The sequence below is a fragment of the Streptomyces sp. NBC_00193 genome (assembly GCF_026342735.1).
In the GTDB taxonomy this organism is placed as follows: Bacteria; Actinomycetota; Actinomycetes; order Streptomycetales; family Streptomycetaceae; genus Streptomyces; species Streptomyces stoeckheimensis.
Genome location: NZ_JAPEMM010000001.1, coordinates 5,595,411 through 5,620,469, shown reverse-complemented (window position 1 = coordinate 5,620,469; position 25,059 = coordinate 5,595,411). Strand labels below are relative to the sequence as shown.

The window sequence follows — 25,059 nt, the reverse complement described above, 5'->3', positions numbered from 1 at the left end:
AGGCAAAACCCAGGATCTGAAACAGAACACGACTCATGGGGCGAGCCCACAACTCAAAACCAGATCACTAGTAGACCCAGGCCACCGATCAGGAGCAGAACCCTCCGCTGGGCCGCACCACCCGGCCGGCCCCGGCCCACCGTGCAACGCGGCCGAGCCCACCCGGCAGAGGCAGAAACCTGAGCCGGGCCACTCAAGGGCAGCCGCACCGCCCAGCAGGGCCGGGATTACCGAGCCGGGTGCGTCCCGGGAGTCGTCCGCCGGGCGGTAGCGCGCAGCCTGCTGCTGGGTGCCGGCCGTACCCAGGTTCCAGCCGTATCGGGGTGCCGGCCGTGGGTACGCCCGCTCCCGCTGCTTGTGCCGACTGCTGGTGCTGGTGCTCTGGGGCGGGGATGTCAGGTGCTGATGCCCGCTGGGCGATGGACACCCGCACACCTGCCGGGTTCCCTAAGGAGCCGTCGAGCCCCCGACCCCCACGGCCTGGTCCCCGACCAGCGGCATCGGGTCGGACGGCTCCAGCTCGGGATCGTCCACCAGAAACGTCCGCACCCGGCCCGGCTCGGATCCGGGCTGCTCGAACCGTACGGTCACCCGCCCGACCCCACTGCCCTGCACCCACCCCGGCCCGTACACCACATGCCGCACATCACTCCCGGCCGGCCACGACCGCTCACCCACACCTTCGACACCCCCAGAACGCCCCGGCCCACCCGCCTGCCCCGACTCCTGCCCCTGGGCACGGCCCTCGCGGGCTGCCAGCGCTTCCCCGGCATCCAGGCCCGCGGCCTCAACCCGACCTTCCCCGGCACCCAGCCCTTGGCCCGCGGCCTCAACCTGCCCGTCCCCAGGGGCCTCACCCCGGCCCTGCCGTGCTCCCCGACCCTGCCCGGTGCCCTCGTCCCGGCCCGGCCCGGGCCCCTGTCCAGCGCCCTCACCCCGAGCGTGGCTCTCCTGACCCCCGTCAGCGTCGACCGCGCCCCCACCGGACGGTGCAACCCCGTCGGTACGATCCGCGCCCTCTCCCGCAGCCGGCCCCGCATCCCCATCCGCCCCCGCCCGCGCGGCCATCGCGTCGGCGAAGGCGAAGAGGTCCTCCTGCGTGTAGTCCGCCAGCCCCGTGACCCCCACCCCCAGCAGCCGCACCCCGCCCGTGGTGTCCACAGCCTCCAGCAGCCGCGCCGCCGCCTCCCGCACCACCGCGGGGTCGTCCGTGGGCCCCCGCAGGGTCTCCGAGCGGGTCAGCGTGGAGAAGTCGTACCGCCGAACCTTGAGCACGATCGTCCGCCCCGAGTGCCCCGACCCCCGCAGCCGCTCCACGCACCGGTCCGCGAGCCGCTGCACCTCGGTGCGGATCCGCACCCGGTCGTGCAGGTCGACGTCGAAGGTGTCCTCCACGGACACGGACTTCGCATCGCGTTCCGCGACCACCGGCCGCTCGTCCACGCCCAGCGCCATCCGATACAGCCCGACCCCGTGCGAGCGGCCCACCATCCGGACCAGCTCGTCCTCACCGGCCTCCGCCAGCTCCCCCACCGTCGTGATCCCGGCCCGCCGCAGGTGCTCCCCCGTGGCCGGTCCCACCCCGGGCAGGGTCCGTACCGACATCGGGGCGAGGTGCGCCCGCTCCGTGCCCACCTCGATCAGCAGCAGCCCGGCCGGCTTGGCCTCCTCGGAGGCGACCTTGGCCAGCATCTTGGACCCCGCGAGCCCCACCGACCCGCTCAGCCCCGTCACGGCGGTGATGTCGGCCCTCAGGCGCTCGCCGACGGCCCGCGCGGCCTCCGCGTCGAAGGCGACGCCCCCCGCCTCCAGGTCCACGAAGGCCTCGTCCAGGCTCAGTGGCTCCACGAGGGGGGACAGTTCCCGGAGCATCCCCATGACCGTGTCGCTGACCTCGCGGTACAGGCTGAAGCGCGGAATCAGGCACGCGCCGTTAGGGCAGAGCCGCCGCGCCTGGGCCATCGGCATGGCCGAGTGCACCCCGAAGCGCCTGGCCTCGTAGGAAGCGGTGGCGACGACCCCGCGCGGCCCGAGCCCGCCGACGATGACGGCCTTGCCGCGCAGGCTCGGCTTCGACGCCTGCTCCACGGAGGCGTAGAAGGCGTCCATGTCCAGGTGCAGGATGGTCGGCGCGGATCTCACAGCTCCGATGCTGCCCTACACCACTGACAATCGGCCCACAGCCGGGGCCGCACGGCCGCCCCGAGCCCGACCGGCCCGGAAAGCCGGCCCGAAGAACCGGCCGGCAGGCCGACCCGCCAAGGGACCGGCCGGCCGAACAACCGCCCAGCCGACCGACCGGCGCGGAAGCCCCTCAGACTGCTCAGACGGCCCGGTTCCTCCGGGCGGCCAGCTCATCGGCCGGGTTGTGCCCGACCACCGTCTCGCCCGTGTCCACGCGCTCCCCGTGCAGCTGCGACAGGGCGTTCTCGACATCGCGCCAGACCACGCCCACGGCGATCCCGAAGACCCCCTGGCCGCCCTGGAGCAGGCTGACGACCTGATCGGGCGAGGTGCACTCGTACACGGTGGCGCCGTCGCTCATCAGCGTCATCCGCTCCAGGTCCGAGAAACCCCGGTCGCGCAGGTGCTGCACGGCGGTGCGGATGTTCTGCAGCGCCACCCCGGTGTCCAGGAAGCGCTTCACGATCTTGAGGACGACCACGTCCCGGAAGCTGTAGAGGCGCTGCGTCCCCGACCCGTAGGCGGGGCGCACCGTGGGCTCCACCAGCCCCGTGCGCGCCCAGTAGTCCAGCTGCCGGTACGTGATGCCGGCCGCGGCACACGCCGTCGGCCCTCGGTATCCGACCTGCTCGGGTGCGGACTCGCCACCCACCGAACCGACTGACCCCACCGGCCCCACCGAACCGACCGGCGCGGGCTCCGGCTGACGGCGCGCGGAGTTCACCGCACCACCGTGCAGCGGGTACGGCCCACCGTCACTCCGTGCGGGGATGCCCCCGGTCATACCGTCGCCCGTGACTCTCACGCCGACCCTCCGTCCTTGACCTGCCATCTCGAAGGTAGGCAGTCACCAGGGGTGCGTCAACGATCGCCACACTCGGCACGCCGAGTGATAATCACCCTGAGAGTGGTTTCCCGTACCCCATTGCGGGGAAAGGCTACTCGAATGGGCTGAAATATCCGGGAGGACGGCGCGACCCGCGCCTCACTGCGGGCCGGTGCCGAAGTCCTCTGGCGAGATCTGGTCGAGGAACTCGCGGAACTTCTCCACCTCGTCCTCCTGCTCGTCCGGGATCGCGATTCCGGCGTCGTCGAGCACGCCGTCGCTGCCGAAGATCGGCGTCCCGGTCCGCAGGGCGAGCGCTATGGCATCGGATGGCCGCGCGCTCACCTCGACTCCACTGGCGAAGACGAGCTCCGCGTAGAAAACGCCCTCCCGCAGATCCGTGATCCGGACCTCGGTGAGCTCCTCGCCGATCGCCTCCAGCACGTCCTTGAAAAGGTCGTGCGTCAGCGGCCGGGCAGGGGCCATGCCCTGCTGCGCGAAGGCAATGGCGGTCGCCTCCCCTGGTCCGATCCAGATGGGGAGGTACCGGTCGCCTCCCACTTCACGCAGGAGCACGATCGGTTGGTTCGAGGGCATTTCCACCCGGACACCCACAACGTCGAGCTCGTTCACACAGCAACCCTAGGACCTGCCCGGCAGGTTTGGGTAGTCGGGCTCCCCCAAGCCTGCCCCGAAGCCCCTCCGAAGTCGGCCGAAGTCGGCCCGAAAACCCCTCTGGATCAGTGCAGCCGCACCCCGAGAGCAGTTTGTACGAGTGCCTCGTGCAGCCGTACGGAGAGCCCCGCGAGCTCCTTCATGGTGGCCTCGGCATGGGCCCTGGTCTGCGGATTGCGGTGCCGGCGCAGCGGCGAGACCACCTGCTCCACCAGACCGGCCTCCCGGTCGGCGGCGGCCTTCATCGCCCGCAGGTGACGCGGCTCCAGACCGAATCGGCCGAGATCGGCCACCAGACGGGCCACGGTGACGGCCTCGGCGTCGAAACCGCCGCCGGGCGCCTCAGCGATGAGCCCGTACGACTCCCACTCCACGAGCTGGACCTCGTCCACCTCCGCCGCGGCGATCAGCTCGGCCCGGCCCACCCGGGCCACGGTGGGCCGCTCCCGGCCCACCTCGCCGTAGAGGGCGACGGGGCTCGTGGGGTCGACGGACTCCCCGTGCGCCGTGGGCGCCGGGATACGGATCTGCTCACCCCGCGCGAGCGCGTCGAGCTGCTCGCGGATGACCTTCAACGGGAGGTAGTGGTCGCGCTGGAGCCTCAGGACGTGGGCGAGGCGCTCCACGTCGTCGGTGCTGAACTTGCGATATCCGGAAGGTGTGCGCCGGGGCTCGACGAGCCCCTCCGCTTCCAGGAAACGGATCTTCGAGATCGTGACTTCGGGGAACTCGTCACGCAGCATCGTGAGCACCGTTCCGATGCTCACCAGCCGCACGCCCGAGGAGGCGGTGCCGGCGGTGCCGCTCTTGGCGGCACCGCCTGCCGGGATACGCAGCATGGGACCTTCCCTTGAAGGGTCAGTGCCCCCGCAGGCTCGCGTAGAAGACCAGCCGGTACTTGCCGATCTGCACCTCGTCGCCGTTGTGCAGGGCGACGGAGTCGATCGGTTCACGGTTCACGTACGTGCCGTTGAGGCTGCCGACGTCGGAGACGGTGAAACCGTCGTGGCTCCTGCGGAACTCGACATGGCGCCGGGAGACGGTGACGTCGTCCAGGAAGATGTCGCTCTGCGGGTGCCGGCCGGCCGTCGTCAGCTCGCCGTCCAAGAGGAACCGGCTGCCGGAGTTCGGGCCGCGCCGCACGATCAGCAGGGCGGAACCCGGGGGCAGCGCTTCCACCGCGGCCTGGGCCTCGGGGGACAGCGAGGACGACACGTGCGTCTGTCCCGACACCTCGGCCTCGTAGGCCTCCAGGCCCGAGATCGAGATGGTGGACGTGGTCTCCGAGGCACGCTCCGGCGTCAGACCCGCCCGCAGCGGCGCCCCGCAGTTGGAGCAGAACCGGCTCGCCGCATCGCTGCGGTGCCCGCACCTGCTGCAAATCTGCTCGGCCGACATGGACGGCTCCTCGCGCCGCGGCTGCCCCGCGGAGGCATTGGTGGCATACGGGTCGGGGGCAAACCCTCCACCCGTACTTGAGGTTGATGGTTCACCGAAACCTATGCGTCCGGTACCGGCAGGGTCAACAGTCGACGCGCCGTGCGCGCCCGAAATGTCACCCGCCCCGGCGACCTCGTCGCGGAAGAGCGGCCGGTCGCCCTGCCCTTCCACGTCTCCATGCCCCGCGCGGTGCCTGGCCGCACCGCTTTCCTCGCGGTTCTTCTTGCCGAACAACTTCTCAAACAACTTCACGGGCGATTCCCCTTGACCGAAACAGACCCGCCCGTGGGGCAGGACGAACTCCGAATGCAACACCTGCCGACCCGGACATACTTACAACGTCCGTAACCATCAGACAGTTTCCACCACGCACCGCGACTTCGGTGCGTCGACCCCCCGCAGGCATTCGCCCGCGTGAGCCCGTCTCCCGCGCCTCCCGCATCACGACGATGACGACCGAGCGTAGTCAGGCTGCTTCGCAGCCCGCAAGGCATCCACAACGATCTTCGCCGGACGTGTGACGCTGACGACGGCCTGCTCCTTCTCCAGCGACTGGACGACGCCACCGGGAATGTTGAGCGCCGGCTCCAGGTCCTGCGGCTTGCCGATCACCTTGAACTCGTAGGGCTGTGTGATCTTCTTACCGTCGATCGCGACACCGTTCTCCTCGTCCGAGAAGTACGAGTCCGCCACGATCCGCACCCCGTTGATCTGGATCGCCTCGGCCCCGGCCGCCCGCAGCTCCTGGAGGGTGTCCAGCAGCTTGTCCGACTGCACCTGACCCTTGGGGTCCGTGATCTTCAGCACGATCCCCGGCCCTTGCGCGGCCACCGTACCGGCCAGGATCCCGAGTTGGCGCTCCTTCTCCACGGTCTGCTTCCGGGCCTCCTCGGCCTGGTTGGAGCTGCTCTCCAGCTCCCGGCGCTGGTCGTCGAGCTTCTGCTTCTCGTCCTCCAGCCGCTTGGTCCGCCCGTCGAGCTCGTCGAGGATCCGTACGAGGTCCTCCTGACGGGCGCCGCGCAGCGCGCTGGAGTCGCTGTTCGACCGCACCTGGATGGCCAGGCCGAGCCCCAGGACGAACAGCAGCACCGCGACGATCAGTTGGGCACGGCTCACCCGCGGCGGCCACAACCCGGCCGCCAGGCGCTGCCGCCCGGTCTGCTCGGGGGCTGTCTGCTCGGGGCCGGTCTGCTCGGGCCCGCCCTGCGCGTACCCGCCGGGCACGTACCCGGTCGGCGCGGCGCCGTTCTCGTCCTTGACCCGCTCCCCGGCATCCGGCCCGGGCTCGTGACCCACGGGCCCGGCCGACGGCTCCAGCGGAGGCTGCGCCTTCGGCCGCTGTGCCGCGGCCCCGGGCTCTTCGGGCGGAGTGTCGTTCGTACTCATCGGCCTCACGCCCGGAACACGTGCCGGCGGATGGCCGCGGCGTTGGAGAAGATGCGGATGCCGAGGACGACGACCACACCCGTGGACAGCTGCGAGCCGACCCCCAGCTTGTCGCCGAGGAAGACGATCAGCGCCGCCACGACCACGTTCGACAGGAACGACACCACGAAGACCTTGTCCACGAAGATGCCGTCCAGCATCGCGCGCAGGCCTCCGAACACCGCGTCCAGCGCCGCGACCACGGCGATCGGCAGATAAGGCTCCACCACGGCCGGCACTTCGGGCCGGACGAGAAGTCCGACCACCACTCCGACCACGAGGCCCAGTACCGCGATCACGATGCACCCTTCTGCTGCTCTGCTGCTGTAGCCGTACGTACGGTCAGGCTCGACGCGGCCGGAAGGCGCATCTCGGCCTCGGACGACAAGGAGTAGCGGATGCCGTAGTTCTCCTGCAGCACGTGCAGGTACTGGCCGTCCGCGGAGTCCTGGAACGCGGTCCCGAGGCGCTTCCTGTCGCCGATCGCCAGTACTTCGTACGGCGGCACCAGCGGCCTGTTGTCGACCAGTATCGCGTCACCCGCGGCCCGGATCGCCGACAGCGACGTCAGCCGCTGCCCGTTGATCGAGATCGCTTCCGCCCCCGACTGCCACAGCCCGTTGACGATCTTCTGCATGTCGCGGTCGCGGAGCCGCCCGGTGTCCGAGAACCCGGCGCTCTCGCGCGGCGCCGAGCCGTCTCCGGTCGACGAGCCCTTCGCGTCGTCCACCGTCAGCTTGATACCGGGCCCGTGCACCTCGGTGGCCCCGGACAGCAGCGCCACCAGCTGACCCTGCTCGCCGCCGTACTGCTTGAGCGCCTCGCGCTGCCGGGTGGCGACGGTGTCCCGCAGCCGCTCGATGTCCCGCTCCAGACCGTCGGCGTGCGCGTCGGCCCGCTCGACCCGGTCGATGAGCTCGTGACGCTCCTTGGCCAGCACCGGCGCGGTCGCCCGCGCCTGCGCGGCGCCCAGGGTGACGACACTGGCGGCGAGCACGAGCCCGGCGGCGAGACCCAGTTTGGCCTTGAGGGTCCGCGGCAGGCCGGACGTGCCCTCGGCCTCGCGGCGGGCCGAAGCCTCCGCGTAGCCCTCGTCGAGGGAGTGGTCCATCACGTGCGTCAGCAGCGACATGGAGGCGTCCAGCCGCGCGGGAGGTGCCGAACTGCGGTTGTGGGGCGGCTGCGACATGCCGCACATCGTCGCATGTCGGCGCCGCTCCCACCGAATGCGGACGTCCGGTGGACCGGCCGGGGTCCACGCCCCGCCCGGTCCACCGGACCTTCGGCCCTGCGCCGTTCCGTTCCGGCCTACGTCCTGCCGTACGGGCCGTTCAGTGCCCGGCGCCGTCCACCACCGCTGCCCAGCCGTCCAGCAGGGCCTGTGCGGACGCGTCGTCGGGGCCTTCGGCCCACAGGTGGGTGACCGCCTCCGCCGGATCCGGCAGCACCAGCGCCCAGCGCCCGTCGGCCTCCACGACCCGCACCCCGTCGGTGGTGTCCACCTGCCGGTCCCCGGCCGCCTCCACGACCCGCCGCATGACGAGTCCCTTCACCGCCCACGGGGTCGGCACGTCCCGCTTGAGCACGTGCGCCCGCGGGATCCGGGCATCGATCTGGCTCAGCGTGAGCTGCGTCCGCGCCACCAGCCCGATCAACTGCACGAAGGCGGCCGATCCGTCGAAGACGCTGCTGAACTCGGGGACGATGAATCCGCCCCGCCCGTCACCGCCGAAGATGGTGTTCTCCGCCCGGCCCACCCGGGTCAGGTCGTCGGGCGAGGTCGTCGTCCACTCCACCTGGGTCCCGTGGTACGCCGCCACCTGCTCGGCGATCCGGGTCGTGGTCACCGGCAGCGCCACCTTGCCGCTGCGCTTCTCGGCAGCCACCAGATCGAGCAGCACCAGCAGCGCCCGGTCGTCCTCGATGATCCGGCCGCGCTCGTCCACGAGGGAGATCCGCTCGCCCACCGGGTCGAAGCGCACTCCGAAGGCGGCCCGCGAGGACGCCACGATCTCCCCGAGCCGCACCAGACCCGCCCGGCGGGATTCGGCGCTCTCGGTGGGCCGGGACTCGTCGAGTCCCGGGTTCACGGTGAGGGCGTCCACCCCGAGCCGGCCCAGCAAGCTGGGCAGGACCAGGCCGGCGCTGCCGTTGGAAGCGTCCACGACCACCTTGAGCCCGGAGTCCGCGACCCCGGTGGTGTCCACGCGCCGCAGCAGAGAGCCGGTGTAGGCGTCGAAGACGCTTCCCGGGAACTGCAGGTCGCCGATCTCGCCGGGGAACGCCCGCCGGTACTCCTGGCGCGCGTAGACCCGGTCGAGCTTGCGCTGCTGCTGGAGGGAGAGATCCGCCCCGCGCTCGTCGAGGAACATGATGTCGACGGAGTCCGGCACGCCCGGCGAGGTCCGCAGCACGATCCCGCCGGCGCTGCCGCGCGCGGTCTGCTGCCGCGCCACGGGCAGCGGTACGTTCTCCAGGTCCCGGACGTTGATGGCACTGGCCTGGAGCGCCGAGATCACGGCCCGCTTGAGCGCTCGCGCGCCGCGGGAGTGGTCGCGGGCCGTGGTGACCGTCGCCCCCTTCTTCAGGGTCGTCGCGTAGGCACCGGCCAGCCGGACCACCAGCTCCGGGGTGATCTCCACGTTCAGGATCCCGGTGACCCCGCGGGCACCGAACAGATGTGCCTGCCCCCGGGACTCCCAGATGACCGAGGTGTTGACGAAGGCGCCCGCCTCGATCGTCTTGAAGGGGTAGACCCGCACGTTCCCCTGGATGATCGATTCCTCGCCGACGAGGCACTCGTCGCCGATGACGGCCCCGTCCTCGATCCGGGCGGCCCGCATGATGTCGGTGTTCTTGCCGATGACACAGCCGCGGAGATTGCTGTGCGGCCCGATGTACACGTTGTCGTGCACGACGGCCTTGTGCAGGAACGCACCGCTCTTCACGACGACGTTCGACCCGATGACGGTGTGCTCGCGGATCTCCACCCCGGCCTCGACCTTGGCGTAGTCCCCGATGTACAACGGTCCGCGCAGGACCGCGTCCGGGCTCACCTCGGCCCCTTCGGCGATCCACACGCCGGGGGAGATCTCGAAGCCGTCCATGTCGACCTGGACCTTGCCCTCGAGGACGTCGGCCTGGGCCTTGACGTAGCTCTCGTGGGTGCCGACGTCCTCCCAGTAGCCCTCGGCGACGTAGCCGTAGATGGGCCGGCCTTCCTTCATCAGCTGGGGGAAGACGTCACCGGACCAGTCGACCGAGACGTCCGCGTCCACGTAGTCGAAGATCTCCGGCTCCATGACGTAGATGCCGGTGTTGATGGTGTCCGAGAACACCTGGCCCCAGGTCGGCTTCTCGAGGAAGCGCTCGACCTTGCCTTCCTCGTCCACGATGGTGATGCCGAATTCCAGCGGATTCGGTACCCGGGTGAGGCACACCGTGACGAGTCCGCCCTTCTCCTTGTGGAAACGGATCAGGTCGGTCAGGTCGAAGTCGGTGAGCGCGTCGCCGGAGATGACGAGGAACGTGTCGTCCTTCAGAGCCTCCTCGGCGTTCTTCACGCTGCCGGCGGTGCCGAGTGGCTTCTCCTCGTTGGCATAGGTGAGCTCCATTCCGAGCTCCTCGCCGTCACCGAAGTAGTTCCTGACGAGCGACGCCAGGAACTGCACGGTGACCACGGTTTCGTTGAGCCCATGCCGCTTGAGCAGCCTGAGCACGTGCTCCATGATCGGCCGGTTCGCCACCGGCAGGAGCGGCTTGGGCATGCTTGAGGTCATGGGGCGAAGCCGAGTGCCTTCGCCACCAGCCATCACGACGGCCTTCATGTCGGAAGAGTCCTCCTTGAGAGACGGCGTATCGCCGACCTCACCCGTCTCGGACGGTGACTGGACCACTCCCCCGCGTCAGTCAGGCGCCGAGCGAGCTCAATCGGCCGTGGCGTCCGCCTTCACCAGCCGGCGGACTTGTACCACGTAAAGGACTCCTGCCCACCAATAGAGGGTTGTACCCCATCCGGCGAACGCCCATCCGAAAACTGACCCCATCCAGGCCAACCAACCCGACCAGGTGCTCACCAGGAGGAAGGGGAACGCGTACATCAGGTTGAAGGTCGCGGCCTTGCCGAGGAAGTTGACCTGGGGCGGCGGATAGCCGTGCCGGCGCAGGATCCAGACCATGACCAGCAGCATCAGCTCGCGCGCGAGCAGTGCTCCGGTGAGCCAGAGCGGCAGGATCTCGCGGTACGTGAGACCGAACAGGGTGGACAGGATGTAGAGCCGGTCCGCGGCGGGATCCAGCAGCCGGCCGAGGCTGCTGATCTGGTTCCAGCGCCGTGCCAGCTTCCCGTCCAGGTAGTCACTGATCCCGCTGAGCATGAGGACGGCAAGAGCCCAGCCGTCGTGCTCGGCCAGGATCAGCCACAGGAACAGGGGTACGCCTGCGAGGCGCGCCATGCTCAGGATGTTCGGAATGGTGAAAATTCGGTCAGTCTGAACCCGAGTCTCCTGGACCTCCACCCGGGGGCCTCCACTGTGACTGTAGAAATGTCGAACGATGCACCCTGACCCTACAGGAGCCGGTGCACCGGTCCGTAAACGCAGAAAAGCCCCGTACCGGTTTCCCGGTACGGGGCTTTCTACAATGATTGTTCGGCGGCGTCCTACTCTCCCACAGGGTCCCCCCTGCAGTACCATCGGCGCTGAAAGGCTTAGCTTCCGGGTTCGGAATGTAAACCGGGCGTTTCCCTAACGCTATGACCACCGAAACACTATGAAGTTAACCAACCGGATATGAACACAGTTCGTTACTTCAGAACTAACACAGTGGACGCGAGCAACTGAGGACAAGCCCTCGGCCTATTAGTACCAGTCAGCTCCACCCGTTACCGGGCTTCCACATCTGGCCTATCAACCCAGTCGTCTACTGGGAGCCTTACCCTCTCAAGGAGGTGGGAATACTCATCTTGAAGCAGGCTTCCCGCTTAGATGCTTTCAGCGGTTATCCCTCCCGAACGTAGCCAACCAGCCATGCCCTTGGCAGGACAACTGGCACACCAGAGGTTCGTCCGTCCCGGTCCTCTCGTACTAGGGACAGCCCTTCTCAATATTCCTACGCGCACAGCGGATAGGGACCGAACTGTCTCACGACGTTCTAAACCCAGCTCGCGTACCGCTTTAATGGGCGAACAGCCCAACCCTTGGGACCGACTCCAGCCCCAGGATGCGACGAGCCGACATCGAGGTGCCAAACCATCCCGTCGATATGGACTCTTGGGGAAGATCAGCCTGTTATCCCCGGGGTACCTTTTATCCGTTGAGCGACGGCGCTTCCACAAGCCACCGCCGGATCACTAGTCCCGACTTTCGTCCCTGCTCGACCCGTCGGTCTCACAGTCAAGCTCCCTTGTGCACTTACACTCAACACCTGATTGCCAACCAGGCTGAGGGAACCTTTGGGCGCCTCCGTTACTTTTTGGGAGGCAACCGCCCCAGTTAAACTACCCATCAGACACTGTCCCTGATCCGGATCACGGACCGAGGTTAGACATCCAGCACGACCAGAGTGGTATTTCAACGACGACTCCACAACCACTGGCGTGGCTGCTTCAAAGTCTCCCACCTATCCTACACAAGCCGAACCGAACACCAATATCAAACTATAGTAAAGGTCCCGGGGTCTTTCCGTCCTGCTGCGCGAAACGAGCATCTTTACTCGTAGTGCAATTTCACCGGGCCTATGGTTGAGACAGTCGAGAAGTCGTTACGCCATTCGTGCAGGTCGGAACTTACCCGACAAGGAATTTCGCTACCTTAGGATGGTTATAGTTACCACCGCCGTTTACTGGCGCTTAAGTTCTCAGCTTCGCCACACCGAAATGTGACTAACCGGTCCCCTTAACGTTCCAGCACCGGGCAGGCGTCAGTCCGTATACATCGCCTTACGGCTTCGCACGGACCTGTGTTTTTAGTAAACAGTCGCTTCTCGCTGGTCTCTGCGGCCACCCCCAGCTCACGGAGTAAATCCGATCACCAGCGATGGCCCCCCTTCTCCCGAAGTTACGGGGGCATTTTGCCGAGTTCCTTAACCATAGTTCACCCGAACGCCTCGGTATTCTCTACCTGACCACCTGAGTCGGTTTAGGGTACGGGCCGCCATGAAACTCGCTAGAGGCTTTTCTCGACAGCATAGGATCATCCACTTCACCACAATCGGCTCGGCATCAGGTCTCAGCCTTATATGAGGGACGGATTTGCCTACCCCTCGGCCTACACCCTTACCCCGGGACTACCACCGCCCGGGCTGGACTACCTTCCTGCGTCACCCCATCGCTTACCTACTACAAGTCTGGTTCGCCGGCTCCACCACTTTCCTTTCCCCGAAGGGTCCGGAACGGCTTCACGGGCTTAGCATCGCCTGATTCGATATTGGGCGTTTCAAAGCGGGTACCGGAATATCAACCGGTTGTCCATCGACTACGCCTGTCGGCCTCGCCTTAGGTCCCGACTTACCCTGGGCAGATCAGCTTGACCCAGGAACCCTTAGTCAATCGGCGCACACGTTTCTCACGTGTGTATCGCTACTCATGCCTGCATTCTCACTCGTGAACCGTCCACAACTAGCTTCCGCTGCTGCTTCACCCGGCACACGACGCTCCCCTACCCATCACAGCGGGCGTTGGCCCTATTGCTGCAATGACACGACTTCGGCGGTACGCTTGAGCCCCGCTACATTGTCGGCGCGGAATCACTTGACCAGTGAGCTATTACGCACTCTTTCAAGGGTGGCTGCTTCTAAGCCAACCTCCTGGTTGTCTCTGCGACTCCACATCCTTTCCCACTTAGCGTACGCTTAGGGGCCTTAGTCGATGCTCTGGGCTGTTTCCCTCTCGACCATGGAGCTTATCCCCCACAGTCTCACTGCCACGCTCTCACTTACCGGCATTCGGAGTTTGGCTAAGGTCAGTAACCCGGTAGGGCCCATCGCCTATCCAGTGCTCTACCTCCGGCAAGAAACACGTGACGCTGCACCTAAATGCATTTCGGGGAGAACCAGCTATCACGGAGTTTGATTGGCCTTTCACCCCTAACCACAGGTCATCCCCCAGGTTTTCAACCCTGGTGGGTTCGGTCCTCCACGAAGTCTTACCTCCGCTTCAACCTGCCCATGGCTAGATCACTCCGCTTCGGGTCTAGAGCGTGCAACTCAATCGCCCTATTCGGACTCGCTTTCGCTACGGCTTCCCCACACGGGTTAACCTCGCTACACACCGCTAACTCGCAGGCTCATTCTTCAAAAGGCACGCAGTCACGACCGTTATTCCGAAGAATAACGGCGACGCTCCCACGGCTTGTAGGCACACGGTTTCAGGTACTATTTCACTCCGCTCCCGCGGTACTTTTCACCATTCCCTCACGGTACTATCCGCTATCGGTCACCAGGGAATATTTAGGCTTAGCGGGTGGTCCCGCCAGATTCACACGGGATTTCTCGGGCCCCGTGCTACTTGGGAGATTCTTAAGCAAGCCGCTGATGTTTCGTCTACGGGGGTCTTACCCTCTACGCCGGACCTTTCGCATGTCCTTCGACTACATCAACGGTTTCTGACTCGCCGACCGGCCGGCAGACCGATCAAAAGAATTCCCACAACCCCGCATGCGCAACCCCTGCCGGGTATCACACGCATACGGTTTGGCCTCATCCGGTTTCGCTCGCCACTACTCCCGGAATCACGGTTGTTTTCTCTTCCTGCGGGTACTGAGATGTTTCACTTCCCCGCGTTCCCTCCACATGCCCTATGTGTTCAGGCATGGGTGACAGCCCATGACGACTGCCGGGTTTCCCCATTCGGACACCCCCGGATCAAAGCTCAGTTGGCAGCTCCCCGGGGCCTATCGCGGCCTCTCACGTCCTTCATCGGTTCCTGGTGCCAAGGCATCCACCGTGCGCCCTTAAAAACTTGGCCTACAGATGCTCGCGTCCACTGTGTAGTTCTCAAGCAACGACCAGTCACCCATCACCCTCACCCATAAGGCGAAGTTCACTGGGGCCGGCATCGCGAAGATAAAGCCTTACGGCCGTACCCTCAGATACCCAACAACGTGCCAAGCACGATCCCCCGTCAGTGAGTCACTTTCCACGCCGAAGCAGTACTTGTGATCCATCCAGGAAACCGTGCCAACTAATCAACGTTCCACCCTGAGCTGACCGTGCAGAACGTTTGTCTGCAATCGGTACTGTGCTCCTTAGAAAGGAGGTGATCCAGCCGCACCTTCCGGTACGGCTACCTTGTTACGACTTCGTCCCAATCGCCAGTCCCACCTTCGACAGCTCCCTCCCTTACGGGTTGGGCCACCGGCTTCGGGTGTTACCGACTTTCGTGACGTGACGGGCGGTGTGTACAAGGCCCGGGAACGTATTCACCGCAGCAATGCTGATCTGCGATTACTAGCAACTCCGACTTCATGGGGTCGAGTTGCAGACCCCAATCCGAACTGAGACCGGCTTTTTGAGATTCGCTCCACCTCACGGTATCGCAGCTCATTGTACCGGCCATTGTAGCACGTGTGCAGCCCAAGACATAAGGGGCATGATGACTTGACGTCGTCCCCACCTTCCTCCGAGTTGACCCCGGCGGTCTCCTGTGAGTCCCCATCACCCCGAAGGGCATGCTGGCAACACAGGACAAGGGTTGCGCTCGTTGCGGGACTTAACCCAACATCTCACGACACGAGCTGACGACAGCCATGCACCACCTGTATACCGACCACAAGGGGGGCACTATCTCTAATGCTTTCCGGTATATGTCAAGCCTTGGTAAGGTTCTTCGCGTTGCGTCGAATTAAGCCACATGCTCCGCTGCTTGTGCGGGCCCCCGTCAATTCCTTTGAGTTTTAGCCTTGCGGCCGTACTCCCCAGGCGGGGAACTTAATGCGTTAGCTGCGGCACCGACGACGTGGAATGTCGCCAACACCTAGTTCCCAACGTTTACGGCGTGGACTACCAGGGTATCTAATCCTGTTCGCTCCCCACGCTTTCGCTCCTCAGCGTCAGTAATGGCCCAGAGATCCGCCTTCGCCACCGGTGTTCCTCCTGATATCTGCGCATTTCACCGCTACACCAGGAATTCCGATCTCCCCTACCACACTCTAGCTAGCCCGTATCGAATGCAGACCCGAGGTTAAGCCTCGGGCTTTCACATCCGACGTGACAAGCCGCCTACGAGCTCTTTACGCCCAATAATTCCGGACAACGCTTGCGCCCTACGTATTACCGCGGCTGCTGGCACGTAGTTAGCCGGCGCTTCTTCTGCAGGTACCGTCACTTTCGCTTCTTCCCTGCTGAAAGAGGTTTACAACCCGAAGGCCGTCATCCCTCACGCGGCGTCGCTGCATCAGGCTTTCGCCCATTGTGCAATATTCCCCACTGCTGCCTCCCGTAGGAGTCTGGGCCGTGTCTCAGTCCCAGTGTGGCCGGTCGCCCTCTCAGGCCGGCTACCCGTCGTCGCCTTGGTGGGCCATTACCCCACCAACAAGCTGATAGGCCGCGGGCTCATCCTTCACCGCCGGAGCTTTTAACCCCCGCCCATGCAGGCAGGAGTGTTATCCGGTATTAGACCCCGTTTCCAGGGCTTGTCCCAGAGTGAAGGGCAGATTGCCCACGTGTTACTCACCCGTTCGCCACTAATCCACCCCGAAGGGCTTCATCGTTCGACTTGCATGTGTTAAGCACGCCGCCAGCGTTCGTCCTGAGCCAGGATCAAACTCTCCATGAATGTTTACCCGTAATCGGGTGCACACGCACTTAGAGCGGGACAGTCATGTCGGAATAAGACCGACCGTCCACTGCGTCCTCGCTGTGTAATTGCCTGCAAGTGTCAGGGCCGAAGCCGCGACCTCACAGGTCTTTTTCAAAGGAACCTCATCCACCGAAATGGACGGGGTATCAACTTTTTGGCGTTGATTTTTGGCACGCTGTTGAGTTCTCAAGGAACGGACGCTTCCTTTGTACTCACCCTCTCGGGCTTTCCTCCGGGCTTTCGTTCTGTTCTGTTCTTGCGTTTCAGACTCTATCAGAGTCTGTCTCGCTTGTTTTCCGCCTTCCAGGTCAACCGCTTTCGCGTTTTCCCTTTCCGGCGAGTCCGACTCTATCAGCCCTTTTCCTTCTCCCTGACCACTCTCCGTTTTGCCGAATAGGCATGCGGAAAGAAGGAGAGATCAAGATCAGAACTGGAGAGAGGGGGTGTCCCGTCCATCGGCCGTTCGCGAAATGTTCACGCGGGGCTTCCTGGCGGGAGTCACGACAGTACAGGTCGGGCAGGACCCAAGCAAATCGAATCAGGCGTATGGTCTAGTCCACCGGTCTAGTCCACTAGTCTCCGTGCCGAAGGACCAGTCCAGTTCGGGACCAACATCGGGCGAACCCGAACATCTTGTGACTTATCCTTCTGGAGAGTACGCCGTTCGCGACAGGTAGTGACGGCGACACGACGAAGCCCCACCCCTGGGAGGCCCCCATGACCAGCGTGACGTCCCCACTTGCCGGGACCGCGATCGGACTCGCGGCAGTGCCCGATCCGGTGTTCTCCGGCGCGATGGTGGGACCGGGTACCGCCATTGATCCCGTGCGCGAGCCTTCGGCGGCGGTGTCCCCCGTGGACGGTGTAGTGGTCTCCCTGCACCCGCACGCGTACGTCGTCGTCGACAGTGAAGGCCACGGTGTGCTCACGCACCTGGGCATCGACACCGTTCAGCTCAACGGCGAGGGCTTCGAGCTGCTCGTCAACAAGGGCGACACCGTGACCCGCGGCCAGGAGGTCATTCGCTGGGACCCCGCGGCCGTCGAGGCTGCCGGCAAGTCCCCCATCTGCCCCGTCGTGGCGCTGGAAGCGACTGCCGACTCCCTCACTGACGTTGTCGAGGCCGGAGACATGAAGGCCGGAGACGTTCTCTTCGGCTGGCAGTGACGTATCCGCCTGCTCGGGCGAACTGGACATCCAACGCGGCGGGTGGACCCGCCGCTCAATCGGAGACAGGTGAAATGGAGACAACGCTGCGAGGCGTCGGCGTGAGCCACGGTGTGGCGATCGGCGAGGTTCGGCACATGGGCACGGCGGTTCTCGAACCGCCGGCGAAGCAGATCACCGCGGACGAGGCGGAGCGCGAGCAGGGGCGCGCCCGTCAGGCCGTGGAAGCTGTATCGGCCGACCTGATCGCCCGGGGCCAGCTGGCCGGTGGCGAGGCCCAGCACGTGCTCGAGGCCCAGGCGATGATCGCCACGGACCCCGAGCTCATGGCGGACGTCGACCGGCGCATCGCCGTCGGCAGCACCGCCGAGCGCGGTGTGTACGACGCGTTCGCCGCCTACCGTGACCTGCTCGCCGGTGCGGGTGAGTACATGGCCGGCCGCGTGGCCGACCTGGACGACGTGCGCAACCGCATCGTCGCGCGCCTGCTCGGCGTGCCGATGCCCGGTGTGCCCGACAGCGACGAGCCGTACGTGCTGATCGCGCGGGACCTGGCTCCCGCCGACACCGCTCTGCTCGACCCCACGCTGGTCCTCGGTTTCGTGACCGAGGAAGGCGGCCCGACCAGCCACAGCGCGATCCTCGCGCGGGCGCTGGGCGTGCCGGCCATCGTGGCGCTGCCGGGTGCCGGTGAGATCGCCGAAGGTACGGTCATCGCCGTCGACGGCAGCACCGGCGACCTGTTCGTGGAGCCGAGCGCGGCGAAGCGGGCCGAGCTGGAGGCTGCGGCCGCCGAGCGCAAGGCTGCTCTCTCCGCTTCTTCCGGTCCGGGCGCCACGTCCGACGGTCACAAGGTTCCGCTGCTCGCCAACATCGGCGGTCCGGCGGACGTGCCGGCGGCCGTCGATGCCGGGGCCGAGGGTGTGGGCCTGTTCCGCACCGAGTTCCTCTTCCTGGACGACAGCAAGCACGCGCCGACCGAAGAGAAGCAGATCGAGTCGTACCGCAAGGTCCTCGAAGCCTTCCCCGAGGGTCGTGTCGTCGTACGCGTTCTGGATGCCGGCGCCGACAAGCCGCTGGACTTCCTCACCCCGGCCGACGAGCCGAACCCGGCTCTGGGTGTCCGTGGCCTGCGTTCGCTGCTCGACCACCCGGACGTGCTGCGTACGCAGCTCACCGCGCTGGCCAAGGCCGCCGAGGGGCTGCCGGTCTACCTCGAGGTCATGGCCCCGATGGTGGCCGACCGCATCGACGCCAAGGCGTTCGCGGACGCGTGCCGCGAGGCCGGTCTGAAGGCGAAGTTCGGTGCGATGGTGGAGATCCCCTCCGCCGCGCTGCGGGCGCGCTCGATCCTCCAGGAGGTCGAGTTCCTCTCGCTGGGCACCAATGACCTGGCCCAGTACGCCTTCGCCGCCGACCGTCAGGTCGGTGCGGTATCGCGTCTGCAGGACCCGTGGCAGCCCGCGCTGCTCGACCTGATCGCCATGTCGGCCGAGGCCGCCAAGGCCGAGGGCAAGAGCTGCGGCGTCTGTGGCGAGGCCGCCTCCGACCCGCTGCTGGCCTGTGTGCTGACGGGTCTGGGTGTCACCTCTCTTTCGATGGGTGCCGCTTCGATTCCCTACGTGCGGGCGACGCTGGCCAAGTACACCCTCGCGCAGTGCGAGCGTGCGGCTGCCGCCGCGCGTGCCTCGGACACCGCCGAGGAGGCCCGGGTGGCCGCCCAGGCCGTGCTGTCCGGAGAGTAGGAAGCAGAAGCACCGCGCCGGATGGTGCGGAGCGACGTTCGAGGGGCCTTCGCCGGTGGCGGGGGCCCCTCGGCCGTTGCCGGTGGGCGGGGTGCGCCCGGGTCAGTGGTGCGGGCCCGGTTCATCCACCTCGTAGCCGGGGCAGTATTCGACGCCGGGCTCTGGGCCCACGGGCTCTCCGGTGTCGGCGTCGGTGCAGTAGGCGTTGAAGACCGCCGCCGCCGAGAGGGGTACCAGGCGGCCGCGGTCCAGGCGCCAGCCGTGGACGCGGTCCCGGTCTCCCTCGGTGGTGGTGCGCAGGACCAGTCCCCCGGGCCCGCCGAGGGCCAGGCCCGCGGCGAGGACGGTCACGAAGTCGAGGCCGTCGCGGCCGTCGACCCGGGGTCCGCCGCCGGGGCCGGTGTCGGCGTGCAGGACCGCCACGAGCTGTTCCTCCGGGGCCGGGACGCTGCACACCAGGTGGTGGTGGCCCGGACCGGCCCGGTCCACGAGGTGCCGGAGCGCCTCGGCGGCGCGCTCGAAGGAGGCGGTCCCGATGTCCTCCCCGCAGTCGGCGCAGCGGCCCACTTCGGCCAGCAGCGAGCTCGCGTACTCCCAGGTGGCCTGCCGGACGGCCGCGTCCACGAGGAGCGGGACCAGTTCGTCGATGGGCTGGCCGGCATAGGGGAGGCCGCCGGTGGCGCCGCCCAGTTCGGCGGTGAACCGGGTGCGGGCCCCGGGGGTGTCCGGGTCCAGTCCGCGGTCCGCGCAGAAGTCGGCGTACTCCACGGGGTCGAAGAGGGCGACGGTGATGTGGATGCCCCGGGCCGCGAGGGAGCGGAGCAGCCGGTCCACGTGGTCCAGGTAGTCGCGGTGGTCGTCGAAGGTGAAGCTGCGGTACCCGCGCATGGCCGCGAAGTCCCCGGCGTCGGCCAGGAGGCCGACGGTGCTGGGGACTTCGCGGCGCAGGGTGCGGCGCCTGCCGGTGCGGGCGGGACGCCCCGTGGTGGTGGCGGTCCCGGTGTCGTTCGAGCGTGGCATGGTTCCCCCTGAGTGACGCGATCACTTGCTCACTCAGAGTAATCATCGCCACTGACAGTGGCCTCTCGCGTCAGCCGCGGGTGCGGGCGAGCTCCTCGTAGAAGTGCAGGAGGTCGAGGTTGTCCACCGAGCCGGGGTTGACCGCCTTGGCCATGGGGGCGCCCTGGAGGAGGCGCTTGACCGGGACCTCGATGCGCTTGCCGGTGAGGGTGTGGGGGATGCCGGGGACCTCGATGATCTCGTCGGGGACGTGGCGCGGGGAGAGCTCCTCGCGGATCGTGGCCTTGATCCGGGAGCGGAGGGCGTCGTCGAGGACGGCGCCGGGCACGAGGTGGACGAAGAGCGGCATCCAGTAGCCGCCGTTCGGCTCCTCCAGGCCGATGACCAGGGATTCCTTGATCTCGGGCAGTCGCTCTACGGCCTCGTAGATGTCGGCGGAGCCCATCCGGACGCCCTGGCGGTTCAGGGTGGAGTCGGAGCGGCCGTGGATGACGACGGAGCCGTGGTCGGTGATCGTGATCCAGTCTCCGTGGCGCCAGGTGCCCGGAAACATCTCGAAGTAGCTGTCGCGGTAGCGGCTGCCGTCCGGGTCGTTCCAGAAGCGGATCGGCATGGACGGCATGGGGTTGGTGACGACGAGCTCGCCCACCTCGCCGATGACGGGCTTGCCGGAGGGGTCCCAGGCCTGGAGGTCCGTGCCCAGGCAGGCGGCCTGGAGCTCGCCGATGTGGACGGGGAGGGTGGGGACGGCGCCGGCGAAGCAGCTGCAGACGTCGGTGCCGCCGCTGACGGAGGCGATCCAGAGGTCCTCGGCCACCTCGTCGTGGAGCCAGCGGAAGCCGTCGGGCGGCAGCGGGGATCCGGTGGTGGCCACGCACTTCACCGCGGAGAGGTCGAAGTCGCGGGAGGGGTGGACCTCCGCCTTGCGGCAGGCCATCACGTAGGCGGCGGAGGTCCCGTAGAGCGTGGCCCCGGTGCGCTCCGCGATGCGCCACTGGGCACCGGTGTCGGGGTAGCCGGGGCTGCCGTCGTAGAGGACGACCGTCGTGCCGGTGAGCAGGCCGGAGACGAGGAAGTTCCACATCATCCAGCCGGTGGAGGTGTACCAGAAGAAGCGGTCCTCGGGACCCAGGTCACAGTGCAGGCCGAGCTGCTTGAGGTGTTCGAGGAGGATGCCGCCCTGCGACTGGACGATGGCCTTGGGCAGGCCGGTGGTGCCGGAGGAGTAGAGGACCCAGAGCGGGTGGTCGAAGGGGACCGCTTCGAAGACCGGCTCGGCGTCGCCCGAGGTGAGGGCCGACCATTCGAGGGCGCCCGCGGGGGCCGGCGTACCGAGGAGCGGGATGTGGACGACGGCGCGCAGCGAGGGGAGCTCGGCGCGCAGTTCGGCGACGGTGTCGCGGCGGTCGTGCTCCTTGCCGCCGTAGCGGTAGCCGTCGACGGTGAAGAGGACCACCGGCTCCACCTGCTGGAAGCGGTCCAGGACGCTGCGCGCGCCGAAGTCGGGGGCGCAGGAGGTCCAGACGGCGCCGACGGCGGCGGTGGCGAGGAGTGCGGTGACGGCCTCGGGGATGTTGGGGAGGTAGCCGCTGACCCGGTCGCCGGGGCGCACGCCGAGGGCGCGCAGTTCGGCGGCGAGCGAGCCGACCTGGCGGCGGAGCTCGGCCCAGGTGACGGGGGTGGGCTCGTGGGTCTCGTCCACGTGGAGGAGCGCCGCGTCGGCGGCGCGGGCCGGGTCCTCGGCGGCGCGCAGGGCGTGCTCGGCGTAGTTGAGGGTGGCGCCCTGGAACCAGACCGCGCCCGGCATCGAGCGGTCCGCGAGGACGGACTCGTACGGGGTGGTGAACCGTACGTCGAACCACTCGGCGACGGCCTGCCAGAAGGTGTCCAGCTCGTCGACGGACCAGCTGTGCAGGGCCGGGTAGCCGCCGTCCACGGGGGCGCCGTGGTGTTCGGCGGCCCAGGACTGGAAGGCGGTGATCCGGGCCGCGGCGATCCGGTCGGGGCCCGGGGACCAGAGGGGCTCGGAGGAGGTGGCTGCTGCGGTCATGCGTCGGCTCCCGGTCACGTCTGCGGTTCGCGCTTCGTGGGCGTGTCGTGGTCTGGCGTGTGGTGTGACATGTGGTGTTCGTACGGTGCCATCGCGCGCGGGGTGTGCGCACGGGGGCTCACAGGGACGATGCCATGTGATCGACATCCGCACCAGAGCCGTCATCGGCGGTCGGCAGTGATCCTTTTGCGGGTGAACGGCAGTTGAACGGCGCCTTCTGGGCCAGGTGGCGGTGGCAGGGTGGGCGCCATGGACGGTCGTGGGCTGGTGCGTGCGGTGAAGGACCTCGGCGGCGAGCGGGGGCGGCGCGCGTGGCGCTCGGCCTGGCGCAACCGGCGCGTGGACGCGGTGGGGCTCGCGCCCCGGGGTGCGGAGCGGGCGCGGGTGCCGGGTCTGCTGACCGGTACCGAGGCCCGGCCGGGCGGTGGGGTGCTCCGGTTCACCCGTTCGGAGCTGCTGATCCGGGTCACCGTGGGCGGGGCGGTGTTCTGGGGCTGGGACGGTGCCGCGCCGACGCCCTCGTACGCGGTGGTGGGCAGCGGCCCGGAGCCTGATCCGCGCGCCGAGCTGGAGCCGGACACCGACGGCGGGTGGCGGGTGGTGTCCGAGCGCGTGACGGTGGCGGTGTCCCGGCACGGGGCGGTGGAGGTGCGCACCCCCGGCGGGACGGTGCTGCGGCGGGATCTGCCGCCGCGGTGGTGGGACCCGGTTCCGGGGCGCTCCGCCGGGTCCGGTGGTGGTGCGGCGGACGGTTCCGTCGGCGGTGGCGGGGCGGGCGAAGCCGGGGGGACGGTCAGGGACGACGACGGCGGTGCGAGCGGGCGCGTCGGTGGCGCGCGGTGGCTGTTGCGGAGCGAGGTGGCGGCGGACGCGCGGGTGTTCGGGCTGGGCGGGCGGGCGGTGGGGCCGCGGCTCAGGGACGGGAGCTACCGGCTGTGGAACACCGATCCCCAGGGCGGGTTCGGGTCCGGGCCCGGCGAGGACCCCCTGTACATCACGATGCCGGTGCAGCTGGTGGTCGCGGACGCGGGTACGCACCTGGTGTTCCACGACAACTCCTGGGACGGGCGGGTGGTGTTGCGGGAGGGCGAGGAGGGCGCCGGCTCGGGGGCGGACCGGCCCGGCTCCTGCGAACTGCGCATGGAGGGCGGCCCCTTGCGGTGCTGGGTGCTGGTGGGGCCGCCCGGGCGCGTGCTGCAGGGCTGGTCCGGGCTGACGGGCGGGGCGGCCGTGCCTCCGGAGTGGGCGCTCGGGTACCAGCACGCCCGCTGGGGGTTCGGCAGCGCGGCGGAAGTGCGCCGGATCGTGGCGGGGTATGCCGAGCACGGGCTGCCGCTGTCGGCCGTGCACCTGGACATCGACCACTACGACGGCCACCGGGTCTTCACCGTGGACCGCGAACGGTTCCCCGATCTGCCGGGGCTGGCCCGGGAGTTGGCGGACGGCGGCGTCCGGCTGGTTTCCATCGTCGACCCGGCGGTGAAGGCCGGCGATCCGGTGCACACCGCGGGGCTCGCGGTCGGCGCGCACGGGGCCTTCGTACGGGACGGGGCGGGCCGGGAGGTCCGGGGCGAGGTGTGGCCGGGCGAGTGCGCGTACCCGGACTTCACGGATCCGGCGGTGCGGCGGTGGTGGGGCGGGCTGTACGAGGAGCGGCTCGCGCAGGGCTTCGCCGGGGTCTGGCACGACATGAACGAGCCGGTCTCCTTCGCCCCGTTCGGGGAGCGCACGCTCCCCCGGTCGGCGCGGCACGCGCTGGAGGGGGCCGGCGGGGACCACCGCGAGGCGCACAACGTGTACGCCCTCGCGATGGCGCGCGCCGGCTGGGAGGGACTCGTACGGCTGCGGCCGGCCGAGCGGCCGTTCCTCTTCTCCCGGTCGGGGTGGGCGGGGATGCAGCGGTACGGGGGCACGTGGTCCGGTGACGTGGCGAGCAGCTGGGACGGGTTGCGGGCCTCGCTGGCCCTGGTGCTGGGCCTCGGGCTGTGCGGGGTGCCGTACTCGGGGCCGGACGTCGGCGGCTTCTGGGGTTCGCCCTCGCCGGAGTTGTACCTGCGGTGGCTGCAACTGGGGTCGTACCTGCCGCTGTTCCGCACCCACTCGGCGATCTTCGCCGGGCGTCGGGAGCCGTGGGAGTTCGGGGAGGAGACCACACGGGCCGCGCGGGCCGTCCTGGCGGAACGGGAGCGGCTGCGCCCGTACTTCGTGACGCTGGCCCATCTGGCGCGGCGGACCGGGGCGCCGTACGTGCGGCCGTTGTGGTGGGGGGCTCCGGAGGACCGGGCGCTACGGGACTGCGAGGACGCGTTCCTGCTCGGCGACGCCCTGCTGGTGGCTCCGGTGCTGGAGTGCGGGGCGGACCGGCGGGCGGTGCGGTTGCCGCGCGGGCGGTGGTACGACACGGCGACGGGCCGGGCGTACGAGGGGCCGGGCCAGATCCTGCTGGACGCCCCGGCGGACCGGATCCCGGTACTGGCACGGGCGGGCGCGCTGCTGCCGGTGCGGGCGGCCGACGGGTCGGTGGCCCTGGAGGCGTGGGCTCCGGCGCGGGGCCGCACGGGCGGCGGGGTGGTGATCCGGGACCCGGGGCCGGGCTTCGAGCCGGGGGAGGTGGAACGGTACGTGGTGCGGTGGTCCGGGGACGCGGTGGTGGTGGAGGACGAGGCCGGGGAGCGGGTGGAGGGGGTGGTGCTGCGGGGGCTTTGAGCGGCGGGGGCGGGGGCCGGGGCGG

General features: G+C 68.1%; 15 protein-coding genes and 3 rRNA genes. 3 read left to right on the top strand and 15 right to left on the bottom strand.

What is annotated here, in order from left to right; translation table 11 throughout:
* Nucleotides 1-447: 447 nt before the first annotated feature.
* The 13 genes from OG898_RS25160 to OG898_RS25100 form a co-directional block, all read right to left on the bottom strand.
* Nucleotides 448-2,142 carry a DNA polymerase IV gene (locus OG898_RS25160; RefSeq protein WP_266959348.1) on the bottom strand — a complete coding sequence of 565 codons (1,695 nt, stop codon included), beginning with the start codon at nucleotides 2,140-2,142 and terminating at the stop codon, nucleotides 448-450.
* Nucleotides 2,143-2,323: 181 nt separating this feature from the next.
* Nucleotides 2,324-2,989, bottom strand: a complete 666-nt coding sequence (locus tag OG898_RS25155; protein WP_250745192.1) for a MerR family transcriptional regulator — start codon at nucleotides 2,987-2,989, stop codon at nucleotides 2,324-2,326.
* A 180-nt stretch (nucleotides 2,990-3,169) separates the two neighbouring features.
* Complete coding sequence (locus tag OG898_RS25150) at nucleotides 3,170-3,643, bottom strand: bifunctional nuclease family protein (protein ID WP_250745191.1); 474 nt, start codon at nucleotides 3,641-3,643, stop codon at nucleotides 3,170-3,172.
* Nucleotides 3,644-3,750: 107 nt separating this feature from the next.
* Nucleotides 3,751-4,524 (bottom strand): MerR family transcriptional regulator, encoded by a 774-nt coding sequence (locus OG898_RS25145; protein ID WP_266959346.1) that lies wholly within the window; start codon nucleotides 4,522-4,524, stop codon nucleotides 3,751-3,753.
* Nucleotides 4,525-4,543: 19 nt separating this feature from the next.
* Nucleotides 4,544-5,083, bottom strand: coding sequence for an FHA domain-containing protein (locus OG898_RS36320; protein WP_274547808.1), 540 nt, complete (start codon nucleotides 5,081-5,083; stop codon nucleotides 4,544-4,546).
* 483 nt (nucleotides 5,084-5,566) lie between these two features.
* The gene (locus OG898_RS25135; protein ID WP_250745189.1) at nucleotides 5,567-6,511 is read right to left on the bottom strand and encodes a DUF881 domain-containing protein; all 945 of its coding nucleotides are present in this window, start codon (nucleotides 6,509-6,511) and stop codon (nucleotides 5,567-5,569) included.
* 5 nt (nucleotides 6,512-6,516) lie between these two features.
* Nucleotides 6,517-6,849: a small basic family protein gene (locus OG898_RS25130; protein WP_112452698.1), complete on the bottom strand. Its 333-nt coding sequence runs from the start codon at nucleotides 6,847-6,849 to the stop codon at nucleotides 6,517-6,519.
* The gene (locus OG898_RS25125) at nucleotides 6,846-7,748 is read right to left on the bottom strand and encodes a DUF881 domain-containing protein (protein ID WP_266959342.1); all 903 of its coding nucleotides are present in this window, start codon (nucleotides 7,746-7,748) and stop codon (nucleotides 6,846-6,848) included. The genes OG898_RS25130 and OG898_RS25125 overlap by 4 nt, the downstream gene beginning before the upstream one ends.
* A gap of 133 nt (nucleotides 7,749-7,881) precedes the next feature.
* Nucleotides 7,882-10,377, bottom strand: coding sequence for a mannose-1-phosphate guanyltransferase (locus tag OG898_RS25120; protein ID WP_250745187.1), 2,496 nt, complete (start codon nucleotides 10,375-10,377; stop codon nucleotides 7,882-7,884).
* 99 nt (nucleotides 10,378-10,476) lie between these two features.
* Nucleotides 10,477-11,067 carry a CDP-alcohol phosphatidyltransferase family protein gene (locus OG898_RS25115; protein WP_250745186.1) on the bottom strand — a complete coding sequence of 197 codons (591 nt, stop codon included), beginning with the start codon at nucleotides 11,065-11,067 and terminating at the stop codon, nucleotides 10,477-10,479.
* A gap of 130 nt (nucleotides 11,068-11,197) precedes the next feature.
* A 5S ribosomal RNA gene (gene rrf, locus OG898_RS25110) occupies nucleotides 11,198-11,315 on the bottom strand.
* Between the two features lie 74 nt (nucleotides 11,316-11,389).
* Nucleotides 11,390-14,513: ribosomal RNA gene (locus OG898_RS25105) — 23S ribosomal RNA — on the bottom strand.
* A gap of 284 nt (nucleotides 14,514-14,797) precedes the next feature.
* Nucleotides 14,798-16,322 (bottom strand): 16S ribosomal RNA (locus tag OG898_RS25100).
* The 16S, 23S and 5S rRNA genes sit together here, the layout of an rRNA operon.
* Before the next feature lie 741 nt (nucleotides 16,323-17,063).
* Between OG898_RS25100 and OG898_RS25095 the strand changes: the two genes are divergently transcribed.
* Nucleotides 17,064-17,513 carry a PTS glucose transporter subunit IIA gene (locus tag OG898_RS25095; protein WP_250751358.1) on the top strand — a complete coding sequence of 150 codons (450 nt, stop codon included), beginning with the start codon at nucleotides 17,064-17,066 and terminating at the stop codon, nucleotides 17,511-17,513.
* A gap of 74 nt (nucleotides 17,514-17,587) precedes the next feature.
* Nucleotides 17,588-19,258 carry a phosphoenolpyruvate--protein phosphotransferase gene (gene ptsP, locus OG898_RS25090; protein WP_250751355.1) on the top strand — a complete coding sequence of 557 codons (1,671 nt, stop codon included), beginning with the start codon at nucleotides 17,588-17,590 and terminating at the stop codon, nucleotides 19,256-19,258.
* Nucleotides 19,259-19,360: 102 nt separating this feature from the next.
* On the opposite strand, the gene OG898_RS25085 is transcribed toward ptsP, so the two are convergent.
* Both OG898_RS25085 and OG898_RS25080 read right to left on the bottom strand, forming a co-directional pair.
* Entirely contained in the window at nucleotides 19,361-20,278 is a 918-nt protein-coding gene (locus OG898_RS25085; RefSeq protein WP_266959339.1) for a hypothetical protein, read from the bottom strand.
* A 70-nt stretch (nucleotides 20,279-20,348) separates the two neighbouring features.
* Nucleotides 20,349-22,328 (bottom strand): acetoacetate--CoA ligase, encoded by a 1,980-nt coding sequence (locus OG898_RS25080; protein ID WP_250751350.1) that lies wholly within the window; start codon nucleotides 22,326-22,328, stop codon nucleotides 20,349-20,351.
* A gap of 249 nt (nucleotides 22,329-22,577) precedes the next feature.
* On the opposite strand from OG898_RS25080, the gene OG898_RS25075 reads away from it, so the two are divergent.
* Entirely contained in the window at nucleotides 22,578-25,034 is a 2,457-nt protein-coding gene (locus tag OG898_RS25075; protein WP_266959336.1) for a glycoside hydrolase family 31 protein, read from the top strand.
* The last annotated feature ends 25 nt before the right edge of the window (nucleotides 25,035-25,059 follow it).